At 67.0% G+C, this 25,893-nt stretch carries 30 protein-coding genes and 1 tRNA gene; 22 read left to right on the forward strand and 9 right to left on the reverse strand.

What is annotated here, in order from left to right; translation table 11 throughout:
* Window positions 1-212: 212 nt before the first annotated feature.
* The 5 genes from BZF57_RS03645 to aroA are packed head-to-tail and all read right to left on the reverse strand — an operon-like array spanning window position 213 to window position 3,652.
* On the reverse strand, window positions 213-833 hold the full coding sequence (locus tag BZF57_RS03645) for a (d)CMP kinase (RefSeq protein WP_086734786.1): 621 nt from the start codon (window positions 831-833) through the stop codon (window positions 213-215).
* Entirely contained in the window at window positions 830-1,849 is a 1,020-nt protein-coding gene (locus tag BZF57_RS03650) for a proline iminopeptidase-family hydrolase (protein WP_086734788.1), read from the reverse strand. Before BZF57_RS03650 ends, BZF57_RS03645 begins: the two co-directional genes overlap by 4 nt.
* Entirely contained in the window at window positions 1,846-2,115 is a 270-nt protein-coding gene (locus BZF57_RS03655; protein WP_086734790.1) for a CBU_0592 family membrane protein, read from the reverse strand. Before BZF57_RS03655 ends, BZF57_RS03650 begins: the two co-directional genes overlap by 4 nt.
* Complete coding sequence (locus BZF57_RS03660; RefSeq protein ID WP_086734792.1) at window positions 2,112-2,339, reverse strand: hypothetical protein; 228 nt, start codon at window positions 2,337-2,339, stop codon at window positions 2,112-2,114. The genes BZF57_RS03655 and BZF57_RS03660 overlap by 4 nt, the downstream gene beginning before the upstream one ends.
* Window positions 2,336-3,652, reverse strand: a complete 1,317-nt coding sequence (gene aroA / locus BZF57_RS03665; protein WP_086734794.1) for a 3-phosphoshikimate 1-carboxyvinyltransferase — start codon at window positions 3,650-3,652, stop codon at window positions 2,336-2,338. The genes BZF57_RS03660 and aroA overlap by 4 nt, the downstream gene beginning before the upstream one ends.
* Before the next feature lie 174 nt (window positions 3,653-3,826).
* Here aroA and BZF57_RS03670 point away from each other — a divergent pair, with 174 nt between their 5' ends.
* The 17 genes from BZF57_RS03670 to BZF57_RS03750 all read left to right on the forward strand — a co-directional run bounded on the left by BZF57_RS03670 (window position 3,827) and on the right by BZF57_RS03750 (window position 16,910).
* Window positions 3,827-4,171, forward strand: coding sequence for a TIGR02300 family protein (locus tag BZF57_RS03670; protein ID WP_086734796.1), 345 nt, complete (start codon window positions 3,827-3,829; stop codon window positions 4,169-4,171).
* Between the two features lie 258 nt (window positions 4,172-4,429).
* A tRNA-Ala gene (locus BZF57_RS03675) sits at window positions 4,430-4,505 on the forward strand.
* Between the two features lie 132 nt (window positions 4,506-4,637).
* Entirely contained in the window at window positions 4,638-6,098 is a 1,461-nt protein-coding gene (gene ffh, locus BZF57_RS03680; RefSeq protein WP_086734799.1) for a signal recognition particle protein, read from the forward strand.
* Between the two features lie 55 nt (window positions 6,099-6,153).
* Complete coding sequence (gene rpsP, locus BZF57_RS03685; protein WP_086734801.1) at window positions 6,154-6,642, forward strand: 30S ribosomal protein S16; 489 nt, start codon at window positions 6,154-6,156, stop codon at window positions 6,640-6,642.
* 6 nt (window positions 6,643-6,648) lie between these two features.
* Window positions 6,649-7,149, forward strand: a complete 501-nt coding sequence (gene rimM / locus BZF57_RS03690; protein WP_086734803.1) for a ribosome maturation factor RimM — start codon at window positions 6,649-6,651, stop codon at window positions 7,147-7,149.
* A 4-nt stretch (window positions 7,150-7,153) separates the two neighbouring features.
* Entirely contained in the window at window positions 7,154-7,702 is a 549-nt protein-coding gene (locus BZF57_RS03695) for a glycine-rich domain-containing protein (RefSeq protein ID WP_086734805.1), read from the forward strand.
* Window positions 7,702-8,523, forward strand: coding sequence for a TIGR04222 domain-containing membrane protein (locus BZF57_RS03700; RefSeq protein ID WP_086734807.1), 822 nt, complete (start codon window positions 7,702-7,704; stop codon window positions 8,521-8,523). The genes BZF57_RS03695 and BZF57_RS03700 overlap by 1 nt, the downstream gene beginning before the upstream one ends.
* 22 nt (window positions 8,524-8,545) lie before the next feature.
* Window positions 8,546-9,511: a carbon-nitrogen hydrolase family protein gene (locus BZF57_RS03705; protein WP_086734810.1), complete on the forward strand. Its 966-nt coding sequence runs from the start codon at window positions 8,546-8,548 to the stop codon at window positions 9,509-9,511.
* On the forward strand, window positions 9,504-9,833 hold the full coding sequence (locus BZF57_RS03710; protein WP_086734812.1) for a hypothetical protein: 330 nt from the start codon (window positions 9,504-9,506) through the stop codon (window positions 9,831-9,833). Before BZF57_RS03705 ends, BZF57_RS03710 begins: the two co-directional genes overlap by 8 nt.
* Complete coding sequence (locus tag BZF57_RS03715; RefSeq protein ID WP_086734816.1) at window positions 9,830-10,177, forward strand: hypothetical protein; 348 nt, start codon at window positions 9,830-9,832, stop codon at window positions 10,175-10,177. The genes BZF57_RS03710 and BZF57_RS03715 overlap by 4 nt, the downstream gene beginning before the upstream one ends.
* Window positions 10,178-11,053, forward strand: a complete 876-nt coding sequence (trmD, locus tag BZF57_RS03720; RefSeq protein ID WP_086734818.1) for a tRNA (guanosine(37)-N1)-methyltransferase TrmD — start codon at window positions 10,178-10,180, stop codon at window positions 11,051-11,053.
* Entirely contained in the window at window positions 11,050-11,418 is a 369-nt protein-coding gene (gene rplS / locus BZF57_RS03725; protein WP_069310445.1) for a 50S ribosomal protein L19, read from the forward strand. Before trmD ends, rplS begins: the two co-directional genes overlap by 4 nt.
* A 182-nt stretch (window positions 11,419-11,600) precedes the next feature.
* Window positions 11,601-13,886, forward strand: a complete 2,286-nt coding sequence (locus tag BZF57_RS03730; RefSeq protein WP_086734819.1) for a S9 family peptidase — start codon at window positions 11,601-11,603, stop codon at window positions 13,884-13,886.
* A gap of 144 nt (window positions 13,887-14,030) precedes the next feature.
* On the forward strand, window positions 14,031-15,056 hold the full coding sequence (locus BZF57_RS03735; RefSeq protein ID WP_086734821.1) for an aspartate-semialdehyde dehydrogenase: 1,026 nt from the start codon (window positions 14,031-14,033) through the stop codon (window positions 15,054-15,056).
* Window positions 15,057-15,065: 9 nt separating this feature from the next.
* A complete protein-coding gene (locus tag BZF57_RS03740; RefSeq protein ID WP_086734823.1) occupies window positions 15,066-15,671 on the forward strand; it encodes a DUF2238 domain-containing protein in 606 nt (201 codons plus the stop codon).
* Window positions 15,668-16,249 carry an aspartate-semialdehyde dehydrogenase gene (locus tag BZF57_RS03745; protein ID WP_143738331.1) on the forward strand — a complete coding sequence of 194 codons (582 nt, stop codon included), beginning with the start codon at window positions 15,668-15,670 and terminating at the stop codon, window positions 16,247-16,249. The genes BZF57_RS03740 and BZF57_RS03745 overlap by 4 nt, the downstream gene beginning before the upstream one ends.
* A gap of 10 nt (window positions 16,250-16,259) precedes the next feature.
* On the forward strand, window positions 16,260-16,910 hold the full coding sequence (locus tag BZF57_RS03750; protein WP_086734827.1) for a 2-hydroxychromene-2-carboxylate isomerase: 651 nt from the start codon (window positions 16,260-16,262) through the stop codon (window positions 16,908-16,910).
* Between the two features lie 3 nt (window positions 16,911-16,913).
* Here BZF57_RS03750 and BZF57_RS03755 read toward each other — a convergent pair whose 3' ends face one another.
* From BZF57_RS03755 to BZF57_RS03765, 3 genes are read right to left on the reverse strand one after another with little or no spacing between them, the layout of a single operon-like run.
* Entirely contained in the window at window positions 16,914-18,518 is a 1,605-nt protein-coding gene (locus BZF57_RS03755) for a DHA2 family efflux MFS transporter permease subunit (protein ID WP_206073189.1), read from the reverse strand.
* A 7-nt stretch (window positions 18,519-18,525) separates the two neighbouring features.
* Entirely contained in the window at window positions 18,526-19,605 is a 1,080-nt protein-coding gene (locus BZF57_RS03760; RefSeq protein WP_086734829.1) for an HlyD family secretion protein, read from the reverse strand.
* Window positions 19,598-20,047 (reverse strand): MarR family winged helix-turn-helix transcriptional regulator, encoded by a 450-nt coding sequence (locus BZF57_RS03765; RefSeq protein ID WP_086734831.1) that lies wholly within the window; start codon window positions 20,045-20,047, stop codon window positions 19,598-19,600. The genes BZF57_RS03760 and BZF57_RS03765 overlap by 8 nt, the downstream gene beginning before the upstream one ends.
* Before the next feature lie 78 nt (window positions 20,048-20,125).
* Here BZF57_RS03765 and BZF57_RS03770 point away from each other — a divergent pair, with 78 nt between their 5' ends.
* From BZF57_RS03770 to rimK, 4 genes are all read left to right on the forward strand, one after another.
* Window positions 20,126-20,887 carry an alpha/beta fold hydrolase gene (locus BZF57_RS03770; protein WP_086734833.1) on the forward strand — a complete coding sequence of 254 codons (762 nt, stop codon included), beginning with the start codon at window positions 20,126-20,128 and terminating at the stop codon, window positions 20,885-20,887.
* A 72-nt stretch (window positions 20,888-20,959) separates the two neighbouring features.
* Window positions 20,960-22,834 carry a M2 family metallopeptidase gene (locus BZF57_RS03775; RefSeq protein WP_086734835.1) on the forward strand — a complete coding sequence of 625 codons (1,875 nt, stop codon included), beginning with the start codon at window positions 20,960-20,962 and terminating at the stop codon, window positions 22,832-22,834.
* A gap of 24 nt (window positions 22,835-22,858) precedes the next feature.
* The gene (locus BZF57_RS03780) at window positions 22,859-23,326 is read left to right on the forward strand and encodes an ATP-dependent zinc protease family protein (RefSeq protein WP_086734837.1); all 468 of its coding nucleotides are present in this window, start codon (window positions 22,859-22,861) and stop codon (window positions 23,324-23,326) included.
* Between the two features lie 73 nt (window positions 23,327-23,399).
* Window positions 23,400-24,305 (forward strand): 30S ribosomal protein S6--L-glutamate ligase, encoded by a 906-nt coding sequence (rimK, locus tag BZF57_RS03785; RefSeq protein WP_086734840.1) that lies wholly within the window; start codon window positions 23,400-23,402, stop codon window positions 24,303-24,305.
* A gap of 113 nt (window positions 24,306-24,418) precedes the next feature.
* Here rimK and BZF57_RS03790 read toward each other — a convergent pair whose 3' ends face one another.
* Window positions 24,419-25,186: an SDR family NAD(P)-dependent oxidoreductase gene (locus BZF57_RS03790; RefSeq protein ID WP_086734842.1), complete on the reverse strand. Its 768-nt coding sequence runs from the start codon at window positions 25,184-25,186 to the stop codon at window positions 24,419-24,421.
* Window positions 25,187-25,360: 174 nt separating this feature from the next.
* On the opposite strand from BZF57_RS03790, the gene BZF57_RS03795 reads away from it, so the two are divergent.
* Entirely contained in the window at window positions 25,361-25,849 is a 489-nt protein-coding gene (locus tag BZF57_RS03795; protein WP_086734844.1) for a hypothetical protein, read from the forward strand.
* Window positions 25,850-25,893 lie beyond the last annotated feature (44 nt).

The following is a 25,893-nucleotide window of genomic DNA, read 5'->3' on the forward strand; positions in this document are numbered from 1 at the left end:
GACGTAACGTCCTGTTTCGTTGTGCTACCGGCCACCGGTTTTTCCGGGGTCTTTCTCCGCTTCCCAGGCACCATTGCCGGGGCTGGCGGGGCAAGAGGCAGACTTCCGCGCGCAGCCCCATGCTGTCGCGCAGGTTCCTTCAACCGCAGTGGATGTCGAGAACGGACGCGCGCCTAGGCGAGGAACGCGCAAAAGGCAAGGAAATTGCGGCCTCAGCCCGCCCGCGCGATGACCGCCGCGATGGCCGCCGCGATGGCCTCGTCGCGGCCCATTGCCGTGTTGTCGAGCACCACGGCATCGGCGGCGGCAACGAGCGGTGCGTCCTTGCGGCCCGTGTCGCGCGCGTCGCGGGCGGCGATGTCAGCCTCGATCGCGGCGAGTTCGACATCGATCCCGCGCCCGGTCATCTCGAGCCAGCGTCGCCGGGCGCGTTCGGCGGGGCTGGCGGTGACGAACAGCTTCACCTCGGCCTCTGGCGCGATCACCGTGCCGATATCGCGCCCGTCGAGCACTGCGCCGCCTTCCTGCAGGGCAAAGGCGCGCTGGCGCTGATAGAGCGCGTGGCGCACGGCGGGGTGCACCGAGACGCGGCTCGCATAGCCACCGACCTCTTCGGAGCGCAGGATCTCGTCATCCAGCAGGCTCACGGGGAAATCGCAGGCGGCCGCGGCGGCATGGGGATCGTCGGGGTTGCTGCCTGCCAGCTGCACTTGCCGGCCGACAGCGCGGTAGAGCAGCCCGGTGTCGAGATGCGGCAGGCCGAAATGCGCGGCGAGTGCCTTGGCGATGGTGCCCTTGCCCGATGCGGTCGGGCCGTCGACGGCGATGATCATTTGCCCTCGCGTCCTTGCGCGTCCTTGCGCGCCATCCAGTCGCGGAAGATCGCCTCGGCGACCTCGGGGCGCTCGGTGATGTAGGCGTGGCTGCCGCCGGGGACCACCGCCAACTCCGCGCCGGGGGTGAGCGCGAGGAAATCCTGCACCGTGTCGAGCCGCGCCTCGTCATATTGGCCGACCACGAACATCACCCGCTTGCCATCGACCCGCGCGAGCAGGCCCGAAACATCGTAGCCCGCCAGCGAGCCCGAGGCGCGGAATTCGGTCGGGCCCCACATCGCGTTGTAGAGCGTGGCGTTGAACCCCTTGCCGCCGTAGCGCTGGCGATAGGCGAGCATGACGGGTGTGGGGGCAGGGCGATCGGGGCGGCCGTTATAGGCGGCGTAGAAGGCGGCGGTGGCAGGCTCGCACACGTTCGCGGCGGGCGGGGTTGGCCCCTCGCAGGCGCGGATCGTGGCGGCGACATCATCGGGCAGGTCGCGGATCAGCAGGTTGGTGCCGGTGATCCAGTGCGAGGTCGAAAGGAAGGTGCCGCTCAGCACAGCGGAGGCGGTGTGCTCGGGATATGCGGCGGCATATTCCAATGCCAGGGCCGAGCCCCACGAATGCCCGATCACGTGCCAGCGCTCGACCCCCCCCAGCGCCTTGCGGATCGCCTCGAGCTCGGCGACGAAGCGCTCGGGGCGCCAGTTGGCCGCGTTCTCCGGATGGTCGGACATCCCGCTGTCGAGCTGGTCGTAGAGGATCACGGGGCGCGTGTCGGCAAGGCTCAGCAGGCTGCCGAAGTTCACATGCGTGCCCCCGGGGCCGCCGTGGATGAAGATCACCGGCGTCTCGCCCTCGCCGATCACGCCGTTGACCCGCACCCACACCTTGCCGCCCTCGACCGGCACGCGGTGCTCCGAGGTCGCGACCGACCAGTCGGCGGCGGGATCGGTGGGGAGGGCGGTCTGCGCGGACGCCGTGACCGCGAGTAGTGCCAGTGCGGCGACTAGGAGTGGCTTCACAATCATGGCTGTTCTCCCTCGTCGGCGCGGCTCCGCCACGCGCGCACCAGTCCGACAATAGCGATGGAGGCCCAGAAGAACTCCAGCACCAGGCTCGCCCAGTTGGTGTGGTAGATGAGGCTGACCGTCAACAGCGCCGCGCCCAGGAGATTGGTGCCGTGGAGCAGGAAGGGATTGGTCGTCTTGGCGAGCGTCAGATAGGCATAGGCGCCGATGATGCAGGCTGTGCCGCAGAGGCCGACGATGCTCGGCCAGTCGAGCGGGGTGTTCATTCCTTGCCCCTTTCACGCCGCCGTTCAGCGCAGGCCTTCCGGCCCTCCTCGGGTGCCCAGTCCCAGCGCAGCCACAGAAGGTATCCGAATACCAGTGCGATCAGCGGCGTGAAGAATAGCAACTCCAGCCGGATCGGCTTGCCATGAACAAGGTGGTTGAAGATCGCCCCACCCGTGGCGAAGATCCCGATGCCAAGGCTGTAGAGCGCGACCTTTTCTTTCACGCAGCCGCCTCGTCCAGCAGTCCCATGAAGGTCGGGAAGCTGGTGTTGATCGGCGCGATGTCGTCGACCTCGACGCCGCCTTCGCTGACGAGGCCCGCGACTGCCATGCTCATGGCAATGCGGTGATCGAGCAGCGATTTGACGCGGCCGTTGGCGGTGCCACGCAGCGGATCGCCGCCGGTGCCGTGGATGGTGAGGCCGTCCTCGTGCTCCTCGACCCGCGCGCCTGCGGCAGTGAGCGCGGCGGCCATCGCGGCCAGGCGGTCGCTTTCCTTGACGCGCAGTTCCTCGAGCCCGGTGGTGCGGGTGGTGCCCGAAGCGAGCGCGGCGGCGACGAACAGCACGGGGAATTCGTCGATCATCGAAGGCGCGATCGCAGGATCGACATCGATGCCGGTCAGCAGCGCGTGGCGCACGCGCAGGTCGGCGACCGGCTCGCCGCCGACTTCGCGGGCATCCACCTCCTCGATATCCGCGCCCATCTGGCGCAGCACATGGAGAAGCCCCGCGCGGGTCGGGTTGAGGCCGACGTTGAGGATCGTGAGGTCGCTGCCCGGCACGATGCTCGCCGCCACCATGAAGAAAGCGGCCGACGAGGGATCGCCCGGCACCACCACGTCCATCGGGTGCAATTCCGCCTCGCCGTGGATCGCGATCACGGTCTCCCCGTTCTCCTCGCCCACTTCGAGCTTCGCGCCGAAGCCGGTCAGCATCCGCTCGGTATGGTCGCGGGTGGGAACGGGCTCGATCACGCGGGTGATGCCGGGGGTGTTGAGGCCTGCCAGCAGGATGGCGCTCTTCACCTGCGCGCTCGCCACCGGGAGACGGTAGGTGATCGGCACGGCAGGGTTCGCCCCGCGCAGCATCAGCGGGAGGGTGCCGCCGGCCGAAGCCTCGATCGAAGCGCCCATCTGCGAGAGCGGCACGATCACGCGGTTCATCGGGCGGCCGGAAAGGCTCGCATCGCCGGTGAAGGTCGCGCTGATCGCATGGCCCGCGACCAGCCCCATCAGCAGTCGGGTGGAGGTGCCCGAATTGCCCATGTCGAGCGCCTCGCGCGGCTCCAGCAGACTGCCGACCCCGACGCCGTCGACCACCCAGCTGCCATTGCCATCGCGCGCGATCTGCGCGCCGAACTGGCGCATTGCCGCCGCCGTCGCCAGCACGTCCTCGCCTTCCAGCAGTCCGGTGATGCGGCTGCGGCCGACCGCGAGGCCGGCAAACATCAGCGAGCGGTGGCTGATCGACTTGTCGCCGGGCACGCGGATCGTGCCGCGCAAGGGGCCTCGGGCTGCGAAGGTATGGCTGCTCATAAGGCGGCGGTCTTTGACAGCGCCCCGCGCTTCTGGCAAGGCGCGCCGCGCATCGGGCCGGACCCCTTGAATAGAGGCTTGCCGGAACCCACAATTCTCGTTCAATCCCGCGCATTGGCCTATGCGCATCGCCCGCCTCGTCACCAACGCGGCCGGCCAGTTTGAGGAATAGACATGGCAAAGCCCGAATGGGGTACCAAGCGTACCTGCCCCAAGTGCGGTGAACGCTTCTACGATCTCGGCAAGGAAGATCCGGTGAGCTGCATCGAATGCGGCGAGACCTGGACGCCCGAGCCGGTGCTCAAGTCCAAGCAGCCGATTCCCTTCGAGGAAGTCGAGAAGAAGGTCGATGCCGACGCTGACGCGGATCTGGGCGGCGACGATGATCTGGGCGATCTCGAAGACATCGAGGACATCGACGAGGACGGCGATTCGCCCGACAACGACGTCGACCTCGGTGGCGACGACGATCTCGGCGTTGCCACCGGCACCGGTGACGACGACGACGACGAAAGCTGATTGATTGCGGGGCCGCCTCCGCGGCCCCGTCCTCGGTGCGTTCTTGTTGCCCTACCGCTTCGCTGCTTGAGGGCGACTGGACCTGCGGCTCGCGCGCTTGCGCTCGCGGCCGCTGCGCGACTGGACTGGCACTCCAGGCTCGAAGTCGGGATATTTGATCCGGTTCTTCAATTTACGCTTGCCAAGGGATAGCGGCCCTACTAATGGCCGCCTCCCGCAGGCAGGGCACCACGCTCTGCCTTGCATGATGACTGGCTCGGGGCCTTAGCTCAGCTGGGAGAGCGCAACACTGGCAGTGTTGAGGTCAGCGGTTCGATCCCGCTAGGCTCCACCAGTCATCCTGATCAAAGTCGAAAAAGCCGATCCCCAAGGGGACGTTTTTCGCAACGCTGGCCGACGAGGTTTCGTCCGCCGGCGTTTTTCGCATTTTCCGGGCGTTTCGGCTCCCGGCAGGAGACGCAAGGCAATGTTCGATACGCTGTCCGACCGCCTTGGCGGGGTGTTCGACAAGCTCAAGGGCCGCGGCGCGCTGCGCGAGCAGGACGTGCGCGATGCCATGCGCGAGGTGCGCATCGCGCTGCTCGAAGCCGACGTCGCGCTCCCCGTTGCCCGCCGCTTCATCGATGCCGTTACCGAAAAGGCCGTCGGCCAGGATGTCCTGAAGTCGGTCACCCCCGGCCAGATGGTCATCAAGATCGTCCATGACGAGCTGGTCGAGACGCTGGGCGGGATGGAGGTCGAGGGCCTCAAGCTCGACGCCAAGCCTCCGGTCGTGATCATGATGGTCGGCCTTCAGGGCTCCGGCAAGACGACCACCACCGCCAAGCTCGCCAAGCTGATCCGCGAACGTCACGGCAAGAAGGCCCTGATGGCCTCGCTCGACGTCAACCGTCCCGCCGCGCAGGAACAGCTCGCGGTGCTCGGCACGCAGGTCGATGTCGCGACCCTGCCGATCATCGCCGGCCAGCAGCCGGTCGATATCGCCCGCCGCGCAATGGAAGCGGCGCGCCTCCAGAATTTCGACGTCCTGCTGCTCGACACTGCGGGCCGCCTCCACGTCGATGACGCGCTGATGGCCGAAATGAAGGCCGTCGCCAGCGTTTCGGCCCCCAACGAAGTGCTGCTGGTGGTCGATTCGCTCACCGGTCAGGACGCGGTGAACGTCGCCCAGAGCTTCTCGGGCGAGGTGCCGCTGACCGGCGTGGTGCTGACCCGCATGGACGGCGACGCCCGCGGCGGTGCCGCGCTGTCGATGCGTGCGGTCACCGGCAAGCCGATCAAGTTTGCCGGCACCGGCGAAAAGCTCGACGCGATCGAGCCCTTCCGCCCCGGCTCCGTCGCCGACCGCATTCTCGGCATGGGCGACGTCGTCAGCCTCGTCGAGCGCGCGGCCGCCACGATCAAGGAAGCCGACGCCGAGAAAATGGCGCACAACCTCGAGAAGGGCAAATTCGATCTCGACGATCTCGCCATGCAGCTCAAGCAGATGCGCAATATGGGCGGGCTCGGGATGCTGGCGGGCATGATGCCGGGCATGAAGAAGGCCAAGGCCGCGATGCAGGCGAGCGGCATGGACGACAAGGTGCTGATCCACATGGAAGCGATCATCTCCTCGATGACCGCCAAGGAACGCGCCAACCCCGACCTGATGAACGCCAAGCGCAAGAAGCGCGTTGCGGCAGGCAGCGGGACCGACGTGCAGACGGTCAACAAGGTGCTCAAGATGCACCAGGAAATGGCCCGTGCGATGAAGCAGATCAAGAAAATGGGCGGCCTCAAGGGCCTCGCCGCCATGTTCGGCGGCGGCATGGGCGGCGGCGGCCCGATGGGCGGCATGGGCGGTCTCGGCGGCCCCGGGGGCGGTCTTCCCGGCCTCGGCGGCAGCGGGCTGCCTCCGGGCCTCCCCGGCCTGCCGCGCAAGAAATAGTTTCAAGTCAGTCGTTTCAGTTCAAAAGTTCAATTCACTCGAAAGGTAACAACTCATGTCGATTTCCATCCGGCTTTCGCGCGGCGGTGCCAAGAAGCGTCCGTACTACCGCATCGTCGTCGCCAACAGCCGCTCGCCCCGCGACGGCAAGTATCTCGAGCAGATCGGGACCTACAACCCGCTGCTCGCCAAGGATTCGCCCGAGCGCGTGAAGCTGGTCGAAGACCGCGCCCGCTACTGGCTCGGCGTCGGCGCGCAGCCGACCGACCGCGTGGCCCGTTTCCTCGATGCCGCCGGCATCAAGGAGCGTGCGGCCCGCAACAACCCCAAGAAGGGCGAGCCGGGCGAGAAGGCCAAGGAGCGCGCCGAAGAGCGTGCCGCCAAGATCGCCGAGGCCGAAGAAGCCGCGCGCGCCGCTGAAGAAGAAGCCAAGGCCGCTGCCGCTGCCCCGGCTGCCGAAGAAGCGCCCGCCGCTGAAGAGGCTGCCGCCGAGGAAGCTCCGGCTGCTGAAGAAGCTGCCACCGAAGAGCAGGCCGAAGGCTAATCCGTCATGGCCAAGCCCGTCACCCTTGCCGCCATCGCCGGCGCGCACGGGGTGGCGGGCGAGGTGCGTCTGAAGCTGTTCGGAGAGGGCGTCGCGGCGCTCTCCCGGCACAAGAGCTTCAATGATGGCACCCTGACCCTCGTGAAGGTGCGCGAGGACGGGAAGGGCGGGGCCATCGCCCGCCTTGCCGAAAGCACCTCGCGCGCCGATGCCGAGAGGCTGCGCGGCACCGCGCTGACTGTCCCGCGCGAGGCGCTGCCCCCGCTTGCCGATGGCGAATTCTACCACGCCGATCTTCTGGGTCTGCCGGTCGTCACCGATGCGGGCGAGGCCGTCGGCACTGTCCTTGCGATCGAGAATTTCGGCGCGACCGACATCATCGAGATCACCCGCGATCCCGCGCCCGAAAAGGGCCCTAAGACCTTCATGGTCCCCATGATCCCCGCCGCCGTGATCGGGTGGGACGACAAGCAGCTTGTGATCGGCGCCGATTTCGCCGATAATTGAGGGCGTGGAGACATCCGCCCACGCCGCTCTCTGGCAGCGCATCGCCGACCACCACATCGGCCCGGCGGACGCATCGCTCTCCTTCACCGCCCGTCTCGCCCGCGAGAACCGCTGGAGCCCCGAACATGCCGGGCGCGTGATCGGCGAGTACAAGCGCTTCTGCTATCTCGCGATGACGGCGGGCCACGAGGTGACGCCGTCCGACGCGGTCGATCAGGCATGGCACCTCCACCTCACCTACAGCCGCGATTACTGGCATGTGTTCTGCCCCGAGGTCCTCGGCGGCGATCTGCACCACGGACCGACGCAGGGCGGCCCTGTCGAGCGCGAGCGCTACTACCGGCAATATGCCGATACCCTCGCGGCTTACGAGCGAGCCTTCGGCGAGGTGCCCCCGGCCGACATCTGGCCCGATGCGCATCGGCGCTTCTCCGTCGATCCGCAGGGAGTTCGTGTTAACATTTCCGGTGTTATTCTGCTGCAACGCCGGGTCGCGCTGGCGCTGGGTCTGCTTGTCCTCGTGACGGGCTGGCTCGCGGGAAGGATGATGTGATGGAGCTGTTCTCGTCATGGACGGGCAGCGAATTCCTGCTGTTTTACATCATGCTGCTGGGCTGTGCCTGCCTTGCCGCGTGGTGGATCCCCGCCCAGTTGCGCGCGCCGGGACGGCGTGCCTCCGCCGATGATCTCGAAAGCGTGGCGCTGCTTGCGGGCGGGCGCGCGCGGCTAACCGATTCGCTGCTCGCCGACATGTTCGTGCGCGGCGGGCTGACCGAGGGGCAGAAGGGCAAGCTTGCGATCGCCGATCCGCGGGCGGTCTCGAGCCCGGCTGCGCGGGCGGTGCTGGCGATCGATGCGCCGGTGACGCTCGGCCATGCGCGCAAGGCACTCGCGGCCGAGGCTGAGCGGGTCGCGGCCAGGTTGCGCCGCGCGGGGCTGCTGATGCGGCCCGACGAATACTCGCGGCTGCGCTGGTTCTCCATCGCGCCCTTTGCCGCGCTGTTCGTGCTGGGGCTTTACCGCCAGCGGGCGGGCAGCGCGCTGGGCGAGCCGACCGGTTTTCTGGTGATCCTCCTTGTTCTCACGGTGGTGTTTGCCGTGATCCGCTTTGCCTCGAGCGATCCGCGCACGCTTGCCGGGATTGCCGCGGTGAACGATCTGCGCGCCCGCAACAGCCGCTTCTCGCGCGCCCCGCGCCCCGAGGAGGCGCCGATGGCGGTCGCGCTGTTCGGCACGGGCGTGCTCGTCGGCACCCCGTGGGAGCCGGTCCACGCGATGCGCCAGCAGAGCGGAGACAGCGGCGGCGGGGTCGATGCCGGCAGCGACGGTGGCGGTTCGGGCTGCGGCGGTGGCTGCGGTGGTTGCGGGGGCTGACACGCGCGCGTAAGTGGCGCGGATGACCAAGCTTTCTGTCGCCGTCGTGCAAGCCGCGCCTGTCCCGCTCGATTTCCAGGGCGGGATCGACAAGGCCGTGGCGCTTGCCCGCATCGCGGTGGAGAGCGGCGCGAAGGTCGTCGCGTTCGGCGAGACCTTTCTGGGCGGCTATCCGCTGTGGCTCGACGAGGCCCCGGGCGCGGCCTTGTGGGATCATCCGGGGGCCAAGGCGCTCCACCGGATCATGCTCGAACAGGCGGTGGTACCGGGTGACGAGCGGCTCTTGCCCTTGCAGGAGCTCGCCGATGCGAGCGGCGCGGTCATCTCCATCGGCGCGCATGAACGGGTGCGGCGCAGCCTCGTCAACAACCAGCTGACCTTCCGCCCCGGCCAACCTGTGCTCGATCACCGCAAGCTGGTGCCGACCCACGGCGAGCGCCTGATCTGGGCGCGCGGCGATGGCTCCACCTTGGGCGTGCATCAGGCCGAGTGGGGCCGCCTTGGCACGCTGATCTGCTGGGAGCACTGGATGCCCTTGGCGCGCGCGGCGATGCATAATCTCGGCGAGGATGTGCACATCGCCGCCTGGCCGACGGTGCGCGAGAGCCACCAGATCGCCTCGCGGCACTATGCGATGGAGGGCCGCTGCTTCGTGCTGGCGGCGGGGCTGGTGCAGGTGAAGGACGATCTGTTCGACGGGCTGGAGCGGGTTGGCGGTGATGCCGCCGCGCGCGAGCTGATCGAAGCGATCCCCGCCGAGGTCCTCAACCGCGGCGGCTCCCTGATCGCCGCGCCCGATACCCGCGTGATCGCTGAGGCGGGCGAGGGGGAGGAGACGCTCTTCGCCGAGCTCGACCTTGCCGAGGTGGCCGATGGGCTGGCGAACCTCGATACTGACGGGCATTATTCAAGGCCCGATGTGTTCGAGCTGACGGTCGATACGCGGGCGAAGGATGGGGTGCGCTGGGGCGGAGAGGCAGATGTCTAACGCGTTCGACATCATGATCGCCTTTGCTTTTGCGACCTCAGTTTCTCTGCTGGTCCGAAGCATGACAGCGTCTCGCGCTCTCCCCAAATGGTGGTGGGGCGTTGCCATCGTGCCGCTGCTGTCCCTTGGGATAGCTTTAAGCGTGTTTCTCCTGCCCCGACCAATCCCTGAGGGGTGGCAGGAAGGGGACTTCGACACCGGACGCGCTGACTTTATCGCCTTGGTATTCTTCGGGGCAGTCATGCCGATCGCCTATCTGGCAGTTGCCTTGCCGACCGCTTTTGTCGTCCGCCTCTGGAACTCCCGGAAGGTCAAGGCATGACCTTCGCCGCCACCATCCTTTTCGTTCTCGCTATCGTCGCCGCTCCCGCGTTTCTGACGTTCGTTGCGCTCGGGCGTTGGACGGGGCTTGGCTCGTCCAAACGCACCATTCTCGCCGCCGGTATTGCCGGGCCCATGCCGGTTGTGGGGCTCGCCTTCCTGATCGATTGGGAGCAGGGCTTCTGCTGCCGCGAGTATCCCGTCACGTTTTGGTCCGAGATGCCGATCTATGCGCTATACTGGGCGATGGCAGCTGCCATTGCACTTGTCCCGGTGCTGATCGCGCGCAAACTGGGTCGGCGCGCGCGCAAGCCTGCCCAGTCCAACTCATCGGTATTCGACTGAATGACCTTCGCCGCCACCATCCTCACGCTCTACCCGGAGATGTTTCCCGGACCGCTCGGGCATTCCATCGCGGGGCGCGCGCTCGCGGAGAGCAAGTGGGCCTGCGAGACGGTGCAGATCCGCGACTTTGCCACCGACAAGCACCGCACCGTCGACGACACGCCCGCAGGCGGCGGGGCGGGGATGGTGCTGAAGTGCGATGTGCTGGCGCGGGCTTTGGACAGCATAATCCTCCCCGGAACGGGGAGGGGGACCGTCGAAGACGGTGGAGGGGCGAGCGGTGCTTCTCCGCAAGATCACCTTTTGGATCGCGGTGGCTCGCCCCTCCACCATCCTGCGGATGGTCCCCCTCCCCCGGTGGGGGAGGATGTGCGCCCCATTCTCGCCATGACCCCGCGCGGGAAACCCATCACCCAACAGCGCATCCGCGAACTCGCGGCAGGCCCCGGCGTCGTCATCCTTTGCGGGCGGTTCGAGGGCTTCGACGAGCGCCTGTTCGAGGCCCGGCCCGCAATCGAGCAGGTCTCCCTCGCCGACATCGTGCTCTCGGGCGGCGAGATGGCCGCGCTCACCATCCTTGACGCTTGCATTCGCCTCATTCCCGGCGTAATGGGCGCGACCTTGAGCGGGGAGGAGGAGTCGTACGAAAACGGCCTCCTCGAATACCCGCACTATACCCGACCTGTTGAATGGGAAGGGCGCACGATCCCCGAAGTGCTGCGATCGGGGGATCATGCGAAGATCGCTGCTTGGCGCAAGGCAAGGAGCGAAGATGACACACGGTCACGCAGGCCGGACTTGTGGGAGCGCCATGAGGGTGCTCGGGTCCAGTCTGCCTCTGGCGCGCGGCGCAAAACCAAGGAACCGGACCAGTGAACCTGATCCAGCAGATTGAAGCCGAAGAAATCGCCAAGTCCGGCAAGGACATCCCCGAATTCCGCGCAGGCGACACCGTCCGCGTCGGCGTGAAGGTGAAGGAAGGCAACCGCGAGCGTATCCAGGCCTATGAAGGCGTCGTGATCGCCCGCTCGAACCGCGGCATGGGTTCGAACTTCACCGTGCGCAAGATGAGCTTCGGCGAGGGCGTCGAGCGCGTCTTCCCGCTCTACTCGCCGATCGTCGAGAGCATCACCGTGGTCCGCCGCGGCGTGGTGCGTCGCGCCAAGCTCTATTACCTGCGCGGCCGCACCGGCAAGAGCGCGCGTATTGTCGAGCGCAAGGCGACTGCGCCCAAGGCGTAAGGCGCTTACAGCCAGCAATTCGAGGGGCGGCTCCGCGAGGAGCCGCCCTTTTCGATTCCGGCCCTTGCCTTTGCCGCCCGCCATTGCGAGGAGCGTCAGCGACGAAGCAATCCATGGTCCAACGTCGGTCGATGGATTGCCGCGCCGCCTTCGGCGGCTCGCAATGACGAGGTGAGCTTTGGATGCGTTCGGTTCTTGCTGCGGTTGCCCTTTCCCTTTCCACCTGCCTGTCTGCACCCGTTCTGGCGGAGGCGCCCAAAATGGCTGAAGCCGCACCCCCCACGCTGACCTTCGAGCGCGTCTTCGCGTCCCCCGGCCTCGATGGCCCCGCACCGCGGCAGGTGAAGCTCTCGCCCGACGGCCGCTATCTCACCCTGCTGCGCAACCGCGCCGATGACCGCGACCGCTATGACCTGTGGGGCTACGACATCGAGACCCGCGAATGGCGGATGCTGGTGGATTCGGAGAAGCTCGGCTCGGGCCGCGAACTATCCGAAGACGAGAAGATGCAGCGCGAGCGCGCGCGGGTCGGCAGCCTCAAGGGGATCATCAGCTACCAGTGGGCGAGCGACGGTTCGGGCGTGCTGGTGCCCTTGGATGGCGACCTGTTCCTCGCGAAGCTCGATGGCACCGTTACCCGCCTGACCGATACCGAGGGCACCGAACTCAACCCCAAGCTGTCGAGCAAGGGCGGCTTCGTGAGCTTTGTGCGCGACCGGCGGCTGTGGGTCGGGCCGGTGGGGGCTGAGGCGCAACCCGTCACCCCCGCAGGCGAGGCCGAGACGATCCGCTGGGGCGAGGCGGAATTCGTCGCGCAGGAGGAAATGGCGCGGCTGCAAGGCTATTGGTGGAGCCCGGACGACACCCGCATCGTCGTCCAGCGGACCGACGAGGCCTCCGTCGGCGTCGTCACCCGCGCGGCGATTGGGGCGAAAGGCACCAAGGTGTTCGACCAGCGCTACCCAGCGGCGGGCACGGACAACGCGGTGGTCGAGCTCTACGTGATGAACCCCGATGGCTCGGGCAGCGTCAAGGTCGACCTTGGCGCCAACCTCGACATCTATGTCGCCCGCGTCGATTGGGCGCCGGATGGCAGCGCGATCTACGTCCAGCGGCAGGACCGCGCGCAGACGAAGATCGACATGCTGAAGGTCGATCCGGCGACCGGCGCTTCGCAGATCTTCTTCACCGAAAAGGCGGCGCGGCCCGATTACTGGATCAATCTCAGCGACGATTACCGCTTCCTCAAGGACGGTAGCCTGCTGTGGTGGTCGGAGCGCGACGGTTACGGGCAGTTCTATCGGGGTGCCTACAAACCGCTCGAGACCCATCACGGCCCGGCCCCCGTCAGCGGGTGGCAGTGGCAGCAGCTCACCCGTGGCACCTCCCCGGCGACTTCGCTGGTCGGCGTCGACGAGGCGGCGGGCACCTTCACCTATCAGGCGGTCACTGGCGTGCTGACCCAGCAGGTCTACCGCGCGCGGCTTGACGGCACCGGCGAGCCCGAGCTGCTCACCGATCCCGCCTTCACCAACGGGGCGAGCATGGATGGGGCGGGCAAGCTGCTCTACGTCGCGCGTTCCTCGCCGAGCCAGCCTTCGCAGTCCTACCTCGCCACGCCCGATGGCGCGCGCGTGGCGTGGATCGAGGAGAACCGCGTCGAGGGCGATCACCCCTATGCCCCATTCCTCGCCGGCCACACCGCGCCCGAATACGGCACCATCGCCGCCGAGGACGGCACGCCGCTCCACTGGATGATGATCAAGCCGAAGATGGAGAAGGGCAAGCGCTACCCCGTGTTCTTCAGCCACTATGGCGGGCCTTCCTCGCAGCAGGTGACCAAGGGCTGGGGCGGCACGCTGGCGCAGGCGATCGTCGACAAGGGCTATATCTACTTCGTGCTCGACAACCGCGGCTCGCCGAACCGCGGCGTCGATTTCGAGCAGCCGATCTACCGCGCGATGGGCACGGTCGAGGTGGCCGACCAGAAGGCGGGCGCGCTGTTTTTGAAGAGCCTCGACTTCGTCGACCCCGCCAAGATCGCGACCTATGGCTGGTCCTACGGCGGCTACATGACGCTGAAGATGCTCGAGGCCGATCCGGGGCTCTATGCCGCGGGCATCTCGGGCGCGCCGGTAACGCGGTGGGAGCTCTACGACACCCACTACACCGAACGCTACATGGGCGACCCGCGCGAAGTGCCGGAAGCCTATGCGAAGTCCAGCGCCATTCCCGATGCGACCAAGATCGCCGATCCGCTGCTGCTGATCCACGGCATGGCCGACGACAACGTGATCTTCGAGAACTCCTCGGAGTTCATCAGCGTCATGCAGGAGAGCAACACGCCCTTCGAGATGATGCTCTACCCCGGCTACACCCACCGCGTCTCGGGCCCCAATATCGGCCCGCACGTGTGGAACAGCATCTTCCGCTTTCTCGAAGCGCACGGGGTGACGCCGCCGAAGTAATTTTCTTCTCTCGACATAGCTATTCGTCATGCTGAACTTGTTTCAGCATCCATCTCGCACCATAGAGCGGCGGCGCGGGCGGCAGGATGGACCCTGAAACAAGTTCAGGGTGACGGCTTGTCCGCTGGATTGCAGGAGTTCGGAATGGGTTACCGGGTGGCAGTGGTCGGCGCGACCGGCAATGTCGGGCGCGAGATGATGCAGGTCCTCGCCGAGCGCGAGTTTCCGTGCGACGAAGTCGTCGCGGTCGCCTCGCCGCGTTCGACTGGCTCCGAAGTGGAGTTCGGCGACACCGGCAAGATGCTCAAGTGCAAGAACATCGAGCATTTCGATTTCGCCGGATGGGACATCGCGCTGTTCGCCGCAGGCTCGGGCCCGGCCAAGGAATATGCCCCCAAGGCGGCGGCGGCCGGCTGCATCGTGATCGACAATTCGTCGCTCTACCGCATGGATCCGGACGTGCCGCTGGTCGTGCCCGAGGTGAACCCCGACGCGATCGACGGCTACACCGCCCGCAACATCATCGCCAATCCCAACTGCTCAACCGCGCAGCTGGTGGTGGCGCTGAAGCCGCTGCACGATGCCGCGACGATCAAGCGCGTGGTGGTCTCGACCTACCAGTCGACCTCGGGCGCGGGCAAGGCGGGCATGGACGAGCTCTTCGCCCAGAGCCGCGCGATCTTCGTTGGCGATCCGGTCGAGAACCACAAGTTCACCAAGCAGATCGCCTTCAACGTGATCCCGCATATCGACGTCTTCCTCGACGATGGTTCGACCAAGGAAGAGTGGAAGATGGTGGTCGAGACCAAGAAGATCCTCGACCCCAAGATCAAGCTGACCGCGACCTGCGTGCGCGTGCCGGTGTTCGTCGGCCACTCGGAAGCGGTGAACATCGAGTTCGAGAACGAGATCTCGGCCCAGCAGGCCATGGACATCCTGCGCGAGGCGCCGGGCGTCATGCTGATCGATAAGCGCGAGGATGGCGGCTACATCACCCCGATCGAATGCGTCGGCGATGCCGCGACCTTCGTCAGCCGCGTGCGCGAGGACCCGACGGTCGAGAATGGCCTCACCATCTGGGTCGTCTCGGACAACCTGCGCAAGGGCGCTGCGCTCAACGCGGTGCAGATCGCCGAGCTGCTCGGCCGCCGCCACCTCAAGAAGGGCTAAGCGGCGGGCATGACGCCGCTGCCGAGGGCGCAAGGCTGGATGCTGGCGGCAGTGACGCTCGGCATCCCGCTGAGTGCCTGGGGCGCGCTTTATCCGTCGAACACCTGGCTTCAGGTCGGGCCGGTGGCGATTGCGCTGCCCTTTGCGTGGCGCACGCTGGCCCGCGCGCCCTTGAGCACCGCCTCTGCCGCCTGCATTACCGCCTTCGTGCTGCTGCACCTATTTGCCGCGCGCTGGTCCTACAGCTTCGTGCCCTACGACACGTGGCTCCCCGCGCTGGCGAGCGAGCGCAACCATTTCGACCGCCTCGTCCACTTCGCCTTCGGCGCGCTGGCGATGGTGCCGGTGGTCGAGGCGGGGGTGCGCTATTGGGGCCTCTCGCCGCGCATGGCGCTGGTCTTCGCGGTTCTGTTCGTTCTGGCGGTGGGCGGGTTTTACGAGATCTTCGAGTGGAGCCTCACGCTAGCGCTCGCGCCCGAGGCGGCCGGTGCTTACAATGGCGAACAGGGCGATATGTTTGACGCACAGAAGGATATGGCGCTAGCCGGATTGGGCGCTGTGCTGGTCGCGCCTTGGGTAGCGGGTGCGCGCTGGTGGGAAGGGAGAGGGCAATGAGAAACGGATGGGCTGTGGCCGCGCTGGCAGGCGCACTGGCTCTGGCAGGCTGCGACAGCGGCACCGCGCCGGAGGCCGCCGCAACCGGAACCGCGAGCGCCGAGGCTCCTGCCGAAGCGCCGCTTGCCGCCAATGCGGTCGAACTGCGCGGCGACGGGTTGGCAGCGGGGGCGGAAAGCTTCTTCTTCGCCGCCGGGCAGGCCGAGGTCGAGGCCGCGCTCGCCAAGGCACTGGGGCCGAAACTGCGCAGCGGCGAGAACCCCGAATGCGGCGCGGGGCCGGTGACTTTCTCCGATTACGCTGGCGGGCTCACCGCGCATTTCCAGCAGGGCCAGCTGGTCGGATGGAACTGGCACGCGATGCAGGACGGCGACACGGCTGCCAAGGGCACCATCAAGCTCGCAGGCACGGTGCAGCTCGGTTCGGCGCGCAGTGTGGTCGAGGCAGCCCCGGGTTTCGCCAAAGTCGATGGCAGCACCTTGGGCGAGGAATTCACGCTCCGCGAGAACCGCGGCGGATTTATCGCGGGCGACAAGGTCGAGATGCTCTACGCCGGCACCCAGTGCTTCTTCCGCTGAGGAGTTGGCGATGACGCTCCAGGCCGATCTGTTCTTCAGCTTCCGCTCGCCCTATTCCTATCTCGCCGTCGGCCGTTATCGCGCGATGGCGGAGGAATATGACCTTGCGATCGCGCTGCGCACCGTGCTGCCGATCGCGATCCGTGATCCTTCGATCCTGTTCACCGGCAGCCCCAATGTCGGGCGCTACATCTTCATCGACGCCGCGCGCTCGGCACAGATGCTCGGCATTCCCTATCGCTGGCCGCGCCCCGATCCGGTGGTGCAGAACCTGATGACGCGCGAGATCGCGGCGGAGCAGCCCCATATCCACCGCCTGTGCCGGATGGGGCAGGCGGCGGAGCGGCGCGGGAAAGGCCTCGCCTTTGCCGACGAAGTGTCGCAGGTGATCTGGAGCGGCAGCGTCGACGACTGGCATCTGGGTGACCACATTGCCGAAGCCTGCGCCCGCGCGGGGCTCGACTTTGCCGAGCTGGAAGCAGAGGCCGCAGCCGATGCCGCCGCGCTCGACGCCGAAATCGCCGCCAACCAGTCCGCGCTCGAGGCGGCGGGGCATTGGGGCGTGCCGACGCTGGTGTTCAAGGGCGAGCCCTTCTTCGGTCAGGACCGTATCGAGATGGCGCTGTGGCGGATGGAGCAGCACGGCCTTACGCGGCGCTGAGCATCACTCCGACAGGGCGACCGGCCCGGCTGGCCCCTTGTTCCGGCGCATCAGCAGCGCGAGCGGCGCGGCGGCCAGCGTGATCCACATCATCAGGTAGAAATCGTCGATATAGGCGATCATCGCCGCTTGCCGGTTCACCTCGGCATCGATGATCGTCATCGCCGTATCCCCGAGCGCCTGAAAGCGGTCGATGGTCGAGAAATCGACGATGTTGCCGGTCGCCGCGGTGATGTTGCCGCCCAAGTCCTCGTGCGCGGTCTGGATGTTGCGGGCAAGGAGCACCGTCATCCATGCGATCCCGGCCGATGCGCCCAATGAGCGGAACAGGTTGAGGAGGCTCGACCCGTCGGTGCGCAGCGCAGGGCTGAGGGTGGCAAAGGCGCTCACCTGCAAGGGGATGAAGACGAGACCCATGCCGAGGCCCTGGAGCAGGCCGCTGACGATCACGTGCATCTCGTCAACGGCGAGCGACCAGTGCGCCATCTGCCACAGCGAGAGCGCGCAGATCAGGAAGCCGCTCGCCACCACAGGCCTTGCGTCGACCCCGCGGCGCATCAGCAGTCCCGAAATCTGCATCGAGACGAGAATGCCCACCCCGCGCGGCATCAGCACGATGCCGGTGTCGATCACGCCGTAGCCGAACAGATTCTGGAGCATCGGCGGCAGCAGCGCCATGACCGCGAACATCACGATCCCGATCACGATCATGAAGGCGAGCGCGATGGCGAAAGTGCGGTCGGCGAAAAGCGAGCGCTCGAACATCGGGGCCTTCGCGGTGGCGAAGTGGACCACCACCATCCATGTCGCTGACAGCATCAGGAAGAGGTAGATCCAGATCTCCGCCGAGGCGAGCCAGTCCTCCTGCTGCCCGCGGTCGAGCATCAGCTGGAACGAGGCGAGGGCGACGGCGAGCAGCATGAAGCCCGCCAGATCGAAGCGGCGCGGCCGCGTGGGGCGTTTGGGCAGGTAAGCGACAAGGATCGCGAGCGAGGCAAGGCCGACGGGGAGGTTCACGTAGAACACCCAGCGCCAGTTCGCGGTCTCGGTCAGCCAGCCGCCGAGGATGGGGCCGAGGATCGGGCCGATCATGATCCCCATGCCCCACACCGCCATGATCTGCGGGTGGCGCGAGGGGCGGGTGGCGTCGAGCATGAAGGACTGGCTGAGCGGGGCGATGAAGGCCCCCGCCACGCCCTGAAGCGCGCGGAAGATCACCATCTCCTCGAGGTTCTGCGCGATCCCGCACAGCATCGAGGCGGTGATGAACCCCGCGACCGAACCGATGAACAGGGTGCGCGCCCCGATCCGGTCGGCGAGCCAACCGGTGAGGGGCAGGGCGACCGCCGAGGCGATGATGTAGCTCGTCAGGACCCAGGTGATCGTGTCGACCGTCGCCCCCAGCGAGGATTGCATGTGGGGCAGGGCGACATTGGCGATGGTGGTGTCGAGGATCTGGAGCAGCGATGCCGCCATCACCCCGACGATCATCAGCGGGTAGTTCGCGCTCTCCAGTTCGGGCACGTCCAGCCGCCCGCCATTGGCGGTTTGCGGGGGTCTCGCCCCGCTCTGACCCGCCTCAGGGGAGGCTTGAGCCCCGCTTGCCACGGCGATTTTACTGCTTTTCGCCGGTGAAGACGGTGACCTCGGTCGAAAGCCCGGCGATCAGGCGGCGCGGGCTCTTGCCCTCGATCGCGATGCGCACGGGCACGCGCTGGGTCACCTTGACCCAGTTGCCGGTCGCGTTCTGTGCCGGAAGCACCGAGAATTCCGCCCCCGTCCCCGCACCGATGCTGGCGACGCGGCCCTTGAGGACGAGGTCGGGATAGGCATCGAAGCGGATCTCGGCCCGCTGGCCCACTGCCATTGCGTCGAGATCGGTCTCCTTGAAATTGGCTTCCACGTAGGTCGATCCGTCACGCACCAGCGTCAGCACCGGCAGGTTGGGGACGACCTGCTGGCCGAGCTGCAGGCGGTCGGCCTGCGCGATCCGGCCGGCCGAGGGCGCGCGCACTTCGGTGCGGCGGAGCGAGAGCTGGGCATTGGCGCGCTGGGCTTCGGCAGCGGCGACCTGCGGGTTGACGCCGGGCACCGCGGGGCCGCTGGCGAGCCGCGCCTTGGCCTCGCGCTGGCGATCCTCGGCCTGGCGAACCCGCTCGCGCGCCTGGATCACCGCCTGCTCGGCAGCCTCGTAGTCGGCCTTGGTCGAGAAGCCCTTGTCGCGCAGCGCCTTGACCCGCTCGAAGCGCGCCTGCGCAAAGCCCACGTCGCTGCGCGCGGCGGCGATGTCGGTGCCGGTGAGGTCGGCATCGTTGCGCAGTGCGATGACATTGACCTGCGCGCCGGCGATGGCGGCATTGGCCTCGGCGATCTGCAAGCGGAAGGGTTCGGGATCGATGCGGAACAGGAGGTCGCCCGCCTGTACCTCGTCGCCGTCCTTCACCAGCACCTCGGTGATCGGCCCGCCGACCTCGGCGCTGACCGAGACCATGTCCTGCTTGATATAGGCGTTGTCGGTCGAAACCTTGCCCGCAAGGCTCTGCCAGTAGAGCCAGCCGCCCAGCGCGAGCGCCAGCGGGACGATCAGCATGATGCTCCAGCGCAGCCACGGGCGGCGCGCCTTCGCCTCTTCGGGCGAGGGCAGGGGCGTTGCGGTCGCGGCTTCCGGCGCGCGGGCGGGATCGGCTTCAGCCATGGAGGGCCTCGGGTTGGGGTTGGCGGGCAGCGACGAGATTGGCGGCAATGCGTTCGAGCATCGCGGCAAAGGCCGCGCGTTCGGCGGGGTCGAAGCCTTCGAGCATTTCCTCGGTCAGGCCTTCGACACCGTCGCGCACGCGGGCAACGATGCCGCGGCTCTTGTCGGTCAGGTGCAGGATGCGCGCGCGGCGATCGGCGGGATCGGCCTGCCGCTCGACCCAGCCGGCATCCTCCAGCCGGTCGACGATGCGGGTGAGGGTGATCGGCTCGATCTCGAGCCGTTCGGCATAGAAGGCCTGGTTCTCGGAAGGGTAGCGCTCGAGCGAGAGCAGAAGCCGCGCCTGCGGGCCGGTGAGCCCGAGCCCGCGCACCCGCTCGTCGAACAGACGGCGCAGCTGGCGCGAATTGTCGGCGAGTCGGTATCCGGTCTCGATTGTCATGCGCGCACTTATAATAAGCGTGCTTATTATATTCAAGGGTGCTGGCCCCTCCGCGGGAACCGCGCTAGCAGGCGTGCCATGACCGATACGACCGAACATTTCGCCAGCTTCGACGGCACCCGCCTTGCCGTCCATATCGTGGGTGAGGGGCCGCCGGTGGTGCTGCTCCACGGGCTGTTCTCCTCGGCGCAGATGAACTGGCTGAAGTGGGGCCACGGCGACCGGCTCGCAGCCAGCGGCTTCCGGTCGATCATGCTCGACTTCCGCGTCCACGGTGAGAGCGAGGCCCCGCGTGACCCGCAAGCCTATCCCCCCGGCGTGCTGGTGCGCGATGTCGCGGCGCTGGCGGAGCATTACGGCCTCGAGGCGGGGGGCTTCGACCTCGTCGGCTTCTCGCTCGGCGCGCGCACCGCGATCCACACGGTCGCCCACGGCATCCTCGAACCCCGCCGGCTCGCGATCTGCGGCATGGGCGTGGCGGGGCTCGCCGGGTGGGAGCGCCGCGCGAACCACTTCAAGCGGGTGATCGACGAATTCGACACGATCAAGCCGGGCGATCCGGCCTATACCGCGCGCACCTTCCTCAAGTCGCAGGGGGTCGACCGGGTCGCGGCGCGGCTGCTGCTCGATGCGATGGACGATTTCGACCTCGCGATGCTGGCCAACATCACCATGCCCACCGCCGTCATCTGCGGCGACGAGGACCGCGACAACGGCTCCGCGCCCGAACTTGCCGCACTTCTCCCCGATGCGCGCTACATCGAGGTGCCCGGCACGCACCTCAACAGCGTGACCAAGCCCGAACTCGGCGCGGCGATTGCTGCCTTCCTCGCGGCTTGATTCAGGCGAGGCACAGGTTCAAACGCTACGCCATGTCACGTGACAGACAGACCGACTGACAGGACCTTCCCCATGAAATCTCTGCCCCTGCTTTTGAAGCCCTCGCTCGCCGCGCTGGCGGTTGCCATGCTGGCCGTGCCCGCTGCCGCCGAAACTGCCGCGCCCGAGGCTGCCCCCGCTGCCGCCGAGGCCGATCTGCCATTCCCGCTGACCGCCGAGGGCGCCGCGCAATTCGTCGCCGCGGCGGAGAAGGACATGTTCGACTACACGGTCGAAGCGAGCCAGGTGAACTGGGTCAACAACACCTACATCACCGATGATACCGACGCGATGGCCGCACGGATCAACGCCGTCGGCACCGAGAAGAGCGTGAAATACGCGCTGCTTTCGGCCCGCTATGCCGCGATCCCCGGGCTCGACGCCGATGTCGCGCGCAAGCTCAACATCATGCGCAATGGCCTCGTCCTGCCCGCGCCGACCACGCCGGGCGCCGCGACCGAGCTGAACGAGATCGCGACCCGCCTCAACAGCCAGTACGGCAAGGGCAAGGGCACCCTCAACGGCAAGCCGATCAACGGCAGCGACATCGAGGCCGAGATGGGCAACCCGGAGCGCACCCCGGCCGAGCTCAAGGAAATGTGGACCAGCTGGCACGACAATGTCGGCGCGCCGATGAAGGACGATTACGCCAAGCTCGTCGGCATCGCCAATGCCGGTGCCAAGGAGCTGGGCTTCGACAACGTCGGGGCGATGTGGCGTTCGGGCTATGACATGAGCCCGGAAGAATTCACCGCCATGACCGAGCGTCTGTGGGAAGAGACCAAGCCGCTCTACATCGCGCTCCACACCTATGTCCGCGCGCAGCTCAACAAGAAGTATGGCGATGCGGTGCAGCCGCGCACCGGCCCGATCCGGGCTGACCTCCTCGGCAACATGTGGGCGCAGGAATGGGGTAATATCTACCCGCTCGTCGCGCCTGCCGGCGCGGGCGATGTCGGTTATGACATCGGCGAGCTGCTCGCGGCCAAGGGCAAGGGCCCGCTCGACATGGTCAAGTACGGCGAGGGCTTCTACTCCTCGCTCGGTTTCAAGCCGCTGCCCGAGACTTTCTGGCAGCGCTCGCAATTCACCAAGCCCGCCGACCGCGAGGTGGTGTGCCATGCGAGCGCCTGGGATATCGACAACAAGGACGATATCCGCATCAAGATGTGCATCAAGGTGAATGCGGACGACTTCATCACGATCCACCACGAACTCGGCCACAACTACTACCAGCGCGCCTATAACGCGCGGCCCTTCACCTATCTGAACGGCGCAAATGACGGCTTCCACGAGGCGATCGGCGATTTCATCGCGCTTTCGATCACGCCCGAATATCTCGTCCAGATCGGCCTGCTCGACCGCGCCAACGTGCCGAGCGCCGACAAGGACACCGGCCTCTTGCTGCGTCAGGCGATGGACAAGATCGCGTTCCTCCCCTTCGGCCTGCTGGTCGACAAGTGGCGCTGGGGCGTGTTCGACGGGTCGATCACGCCGGACACCTACAACGACGCCTGGGTCAAGCTGAAGCGCGACTATCAGGGCATCGTGCCTCCGGGTGACCGGCCCGAGACCGCCTTCGATCCGGGTGGCAAGTACCACATCCCGGGCAACACGCCCTATGCGCGCTACTTCCTGGCCCGCATCCTCCAGTTCCAGTTCTACAAGGCCGCCTGCGATCAGGCCGGCTGGAAGGGGCCGCTCCACCGCTGCTCGTTCTACGGGAACAAGGAAGTGGGCGCGAAGCTCGGCAAGATGCTCGACATGGGGGCCTCGAAGCCCTGGCCCGATGCGCTCGAGGCCTTCACCGGCACCCGCGAGATGAGCGCCAAGCCGATGCTCGAATATTTCGCGCCGCTGATGAAGTGGCTGAAGGAGCAGAACAAGGGCGAGAAGGCGGGCTGGTAGGCCAAGGCGGGCGGGGGCACGCTGATGGCCGGGCGCAGGGAGGGGCGTTCGCCGCCGATGGTGGTGGGCTGGCGCGAGCTCGTCAGCCTCCCCGACCTTGGCCTGTCCGGCATCCCCGCCAAGATCGACACCGGCGCGCGCACCTCCTCGCTGCATGCCCATGTGCTCGAGGATTTCCAGCGCGAAGGGGAGCGCTTCGTGCGCTTTGCGGTCGACTGGGACGGCCAGCGCCATCTGTGCGAGGCGATCCATGTCGACGTGCGCGGCATCACCTCGTCGAACGGCGACCAGCAGACCCGCTTTGTCATAAAGACGCCGCTCTCCATCGGTAATGTCACCTTCCGGGCGGAGATCAGCCTGGCGGACCGTTCCCAGATGCAATTCCCGATGCTGATCGGGCGCACCGCGCTCCGGCGGCGGATGGTGGTGGATAGCGGACATTCGTGGCTGCAATCACCCGCGATAGCGCATATGGGGCGCGTCCGCCGGTAGAGCGCTTTCTGGCCGGGTGTCGTCAGGAAAGCGCGCCAAACTAGGGTTCAAGACCGGTCTTGAAAGGGTCTGCATGAAAATCGCGATGCTGGCGCGCAACGCCAACCTCTATTCGCACCGGCGCCTGAAGGAAGCCGCCGAGGCGCGGGGGCACACGCTCGACATCCTCAACACGCTGCGCTGCACGGTGCATATCGCCAGCCACCGCCCGCAGGTGTTCTACAACGGCGCGCCGATCCAGGCCTATGACGCGGTGATCCCGCGCATCGGGGCCTCGATCACCAACTATGGCCTTGCCATCCTGCGCCAGTTCGAGATGGCCGGGATCTGGTCGTTGAACGAGAGCGTCGCGATCGGGCGCAGCCGCGACAAGCTGCGGTCCCTGCAGATCCTCGCCAAGCACGGGCTCGGCCTGCCGCTCACCGCCTATGCCAATGATCCCAAGCAGGCCGAGGAGATCATCCGCGCGGTGAAGGGCCCGCCGGTGGTGATCAAGCTGATCGAGGGGACGCAGGGCATCGGCGTGGTGCTTGCCGAGACGATGAGCAGCGCCAAGTCGGTGATCGAGGCCTTCCGCGGGGCCAACGTCAACATCCTCGTGCAGGAGTTCATCAAGGAAGCCGGCGGCACCGATATCCGCGCGCTGGTGGTGGGCGGCAAGGTGGTCGCGGCGATGAAGCGCACCGGGGCGGCGGACGAGTTCCGCTCCAACCTCCACCGCGGCGGCCGGGCCGAGGTGATCAAGATCACCCCCGAGGAGCGCTCCACCGCGGTGCGGGCGGCCAAGCGCATGGGGCTGAACGTGTGCGGGGTCGATATGCTGCGGAGCAATCACGGCCCGGTCATCATGGAGGTCAATTCCTCCCCCGGCCTCGAAGGGATCGAGAGCGCGACGGGCAAGGACATCGCCGGCCAGATCATCGATTTCATCGCCGCCAACGCCAAGGGCGGGACGACCAAGACCAAGGGGCGGGGCTGACCTGCGCTGTTTCACGTGAAACGTTCCGCCAGACCCCTGCAAGCGCGTGCTGACAGGGGTCTGGAGGGGGTCTGGCGGGGGTCTAAAGGGGGTCTGGACGACGTTAGCGCCCGTCAGGCATTGCGCGCCATCAACCCACCATCGACCGGGATCGCCACCCCGGTGATGTAGCTCGCCGCCGGGAGGACCAGCGATAGCGTGATATGCGCGACCTCCTCGGGCTCCCCGTAGCGCCTGAGGGCGGTGCGGCGCTTGGCGAATATGGTCTTGTGCTCCTCGGCCACGGCATCGGTCATCGCGGTTCGGATCGGCCCCGGGCAGATGCAGTTGACCGTGATCCCCTCCGGCCCAAGATCGACCGCGAGGCCGCGCGTCAGCCCGATCACCCCGGTCTTGGCCGCCACATAGGGCGTATCGCCCGGCGTCGCGCCGAGCCCTTCGGTCGAGGCGATGTTGACGATCCGCGGCGCGTCGCTCTGCCTGAGCCAGGGCAGGCTCGCGCGGACCATGCGCTGGTGCGCGGTCAGCATCACGCCGAGCGCGCGGTGCCACACCTCTTCGTAGCCGGGATCGTCGAGAGCGCAGGAGCTCGATACGCCCGCATTGTTCACCAGAATGTCGATGCCCCCGAAGTCGGCGGCGATCTGCCCCACGACACGCACGATCGCCTCGCCATCGCTCACGTCGAGCGCATAGGCCCGCGCGCCGCCGCCACATTCGGCCGCCACTGCTGCGCAGGCGGCAGGATCGAGGTCGATGACGGCGACCTTCGCCCCTTCCGCTGCGAAGAGCTGCGCGGTCGCGCGGCCCATGCCGCTCGCCGCCCCGGTGACGATCGCGACTCGTCCGGCAATCGAGCGCGAGGGGGAGGGGTGGGGCATGGCATGGTCTCCGGCGTTGGGTCTGCGGTATGGCTAGCGCAGCGGCGCGACGCGGTCATCTTCCCCGAAATGGTGAGGATCATCGCGCCCACGCCAAGGAAATGGCCAAAATATCCAAGTGTCGCGCGGAAAATCGGCTATGAGACGTGCACGGGTCGCGACCGGAGGAAGCCGATGAATACGCGTCCCGCCCTTTCGCTCTCGCTGCTGAGCCTTGCCGGCATCGCCCTTGCCACCGCCGTCCCGGCCGCTGCCGAGGATGCCAAGGTCGCCAGCCGCCTCGACCGCGAGGGCATTAAATACACCGTCGACGGTGACGGCGATTACAAGATCACCTTCAATTACTCGAAGGAAGGCCGCACCCAGCTGGTGTTCGTCTCGGGCACGACGCAGGAAGTATCGGGGCTGACGGTGCGCGAAGTCTTCTCGCCCGCCGGCCGCATCGAGGCGGACGGGATCGGCGGCAAGGCCGCGCTCGAATTGCTTGAGGCCTCCTCGCAAATGAAGCTCGGCAGCTGGGAAATCCGCGGCGACGTGCTCTACTTTGTGATCAAGGTGCTCGACAGCGCCTCGTCGAGCGAATTGTCGAGCATGCTCGACATCGCCGCCGAAACGGCCGATGACAAGGAAATCGAGCTCTCGGGCGACAAGGACGAGCTGTAAGGTTCGTCCCGTCACGGAGCGGGATTGTAAGAGGGGCGGCGTGG

Source organism: Erythrobacter colymbi (assembly GCF_002155685.1).
GTDB classification, from domain to species: Bacteria; Pseudomonadota; Alphaproteobacteria; order Sphingomonadales; family Sphingomonadaceae; genus Erythrobacter; species Erythrobacter colymbi.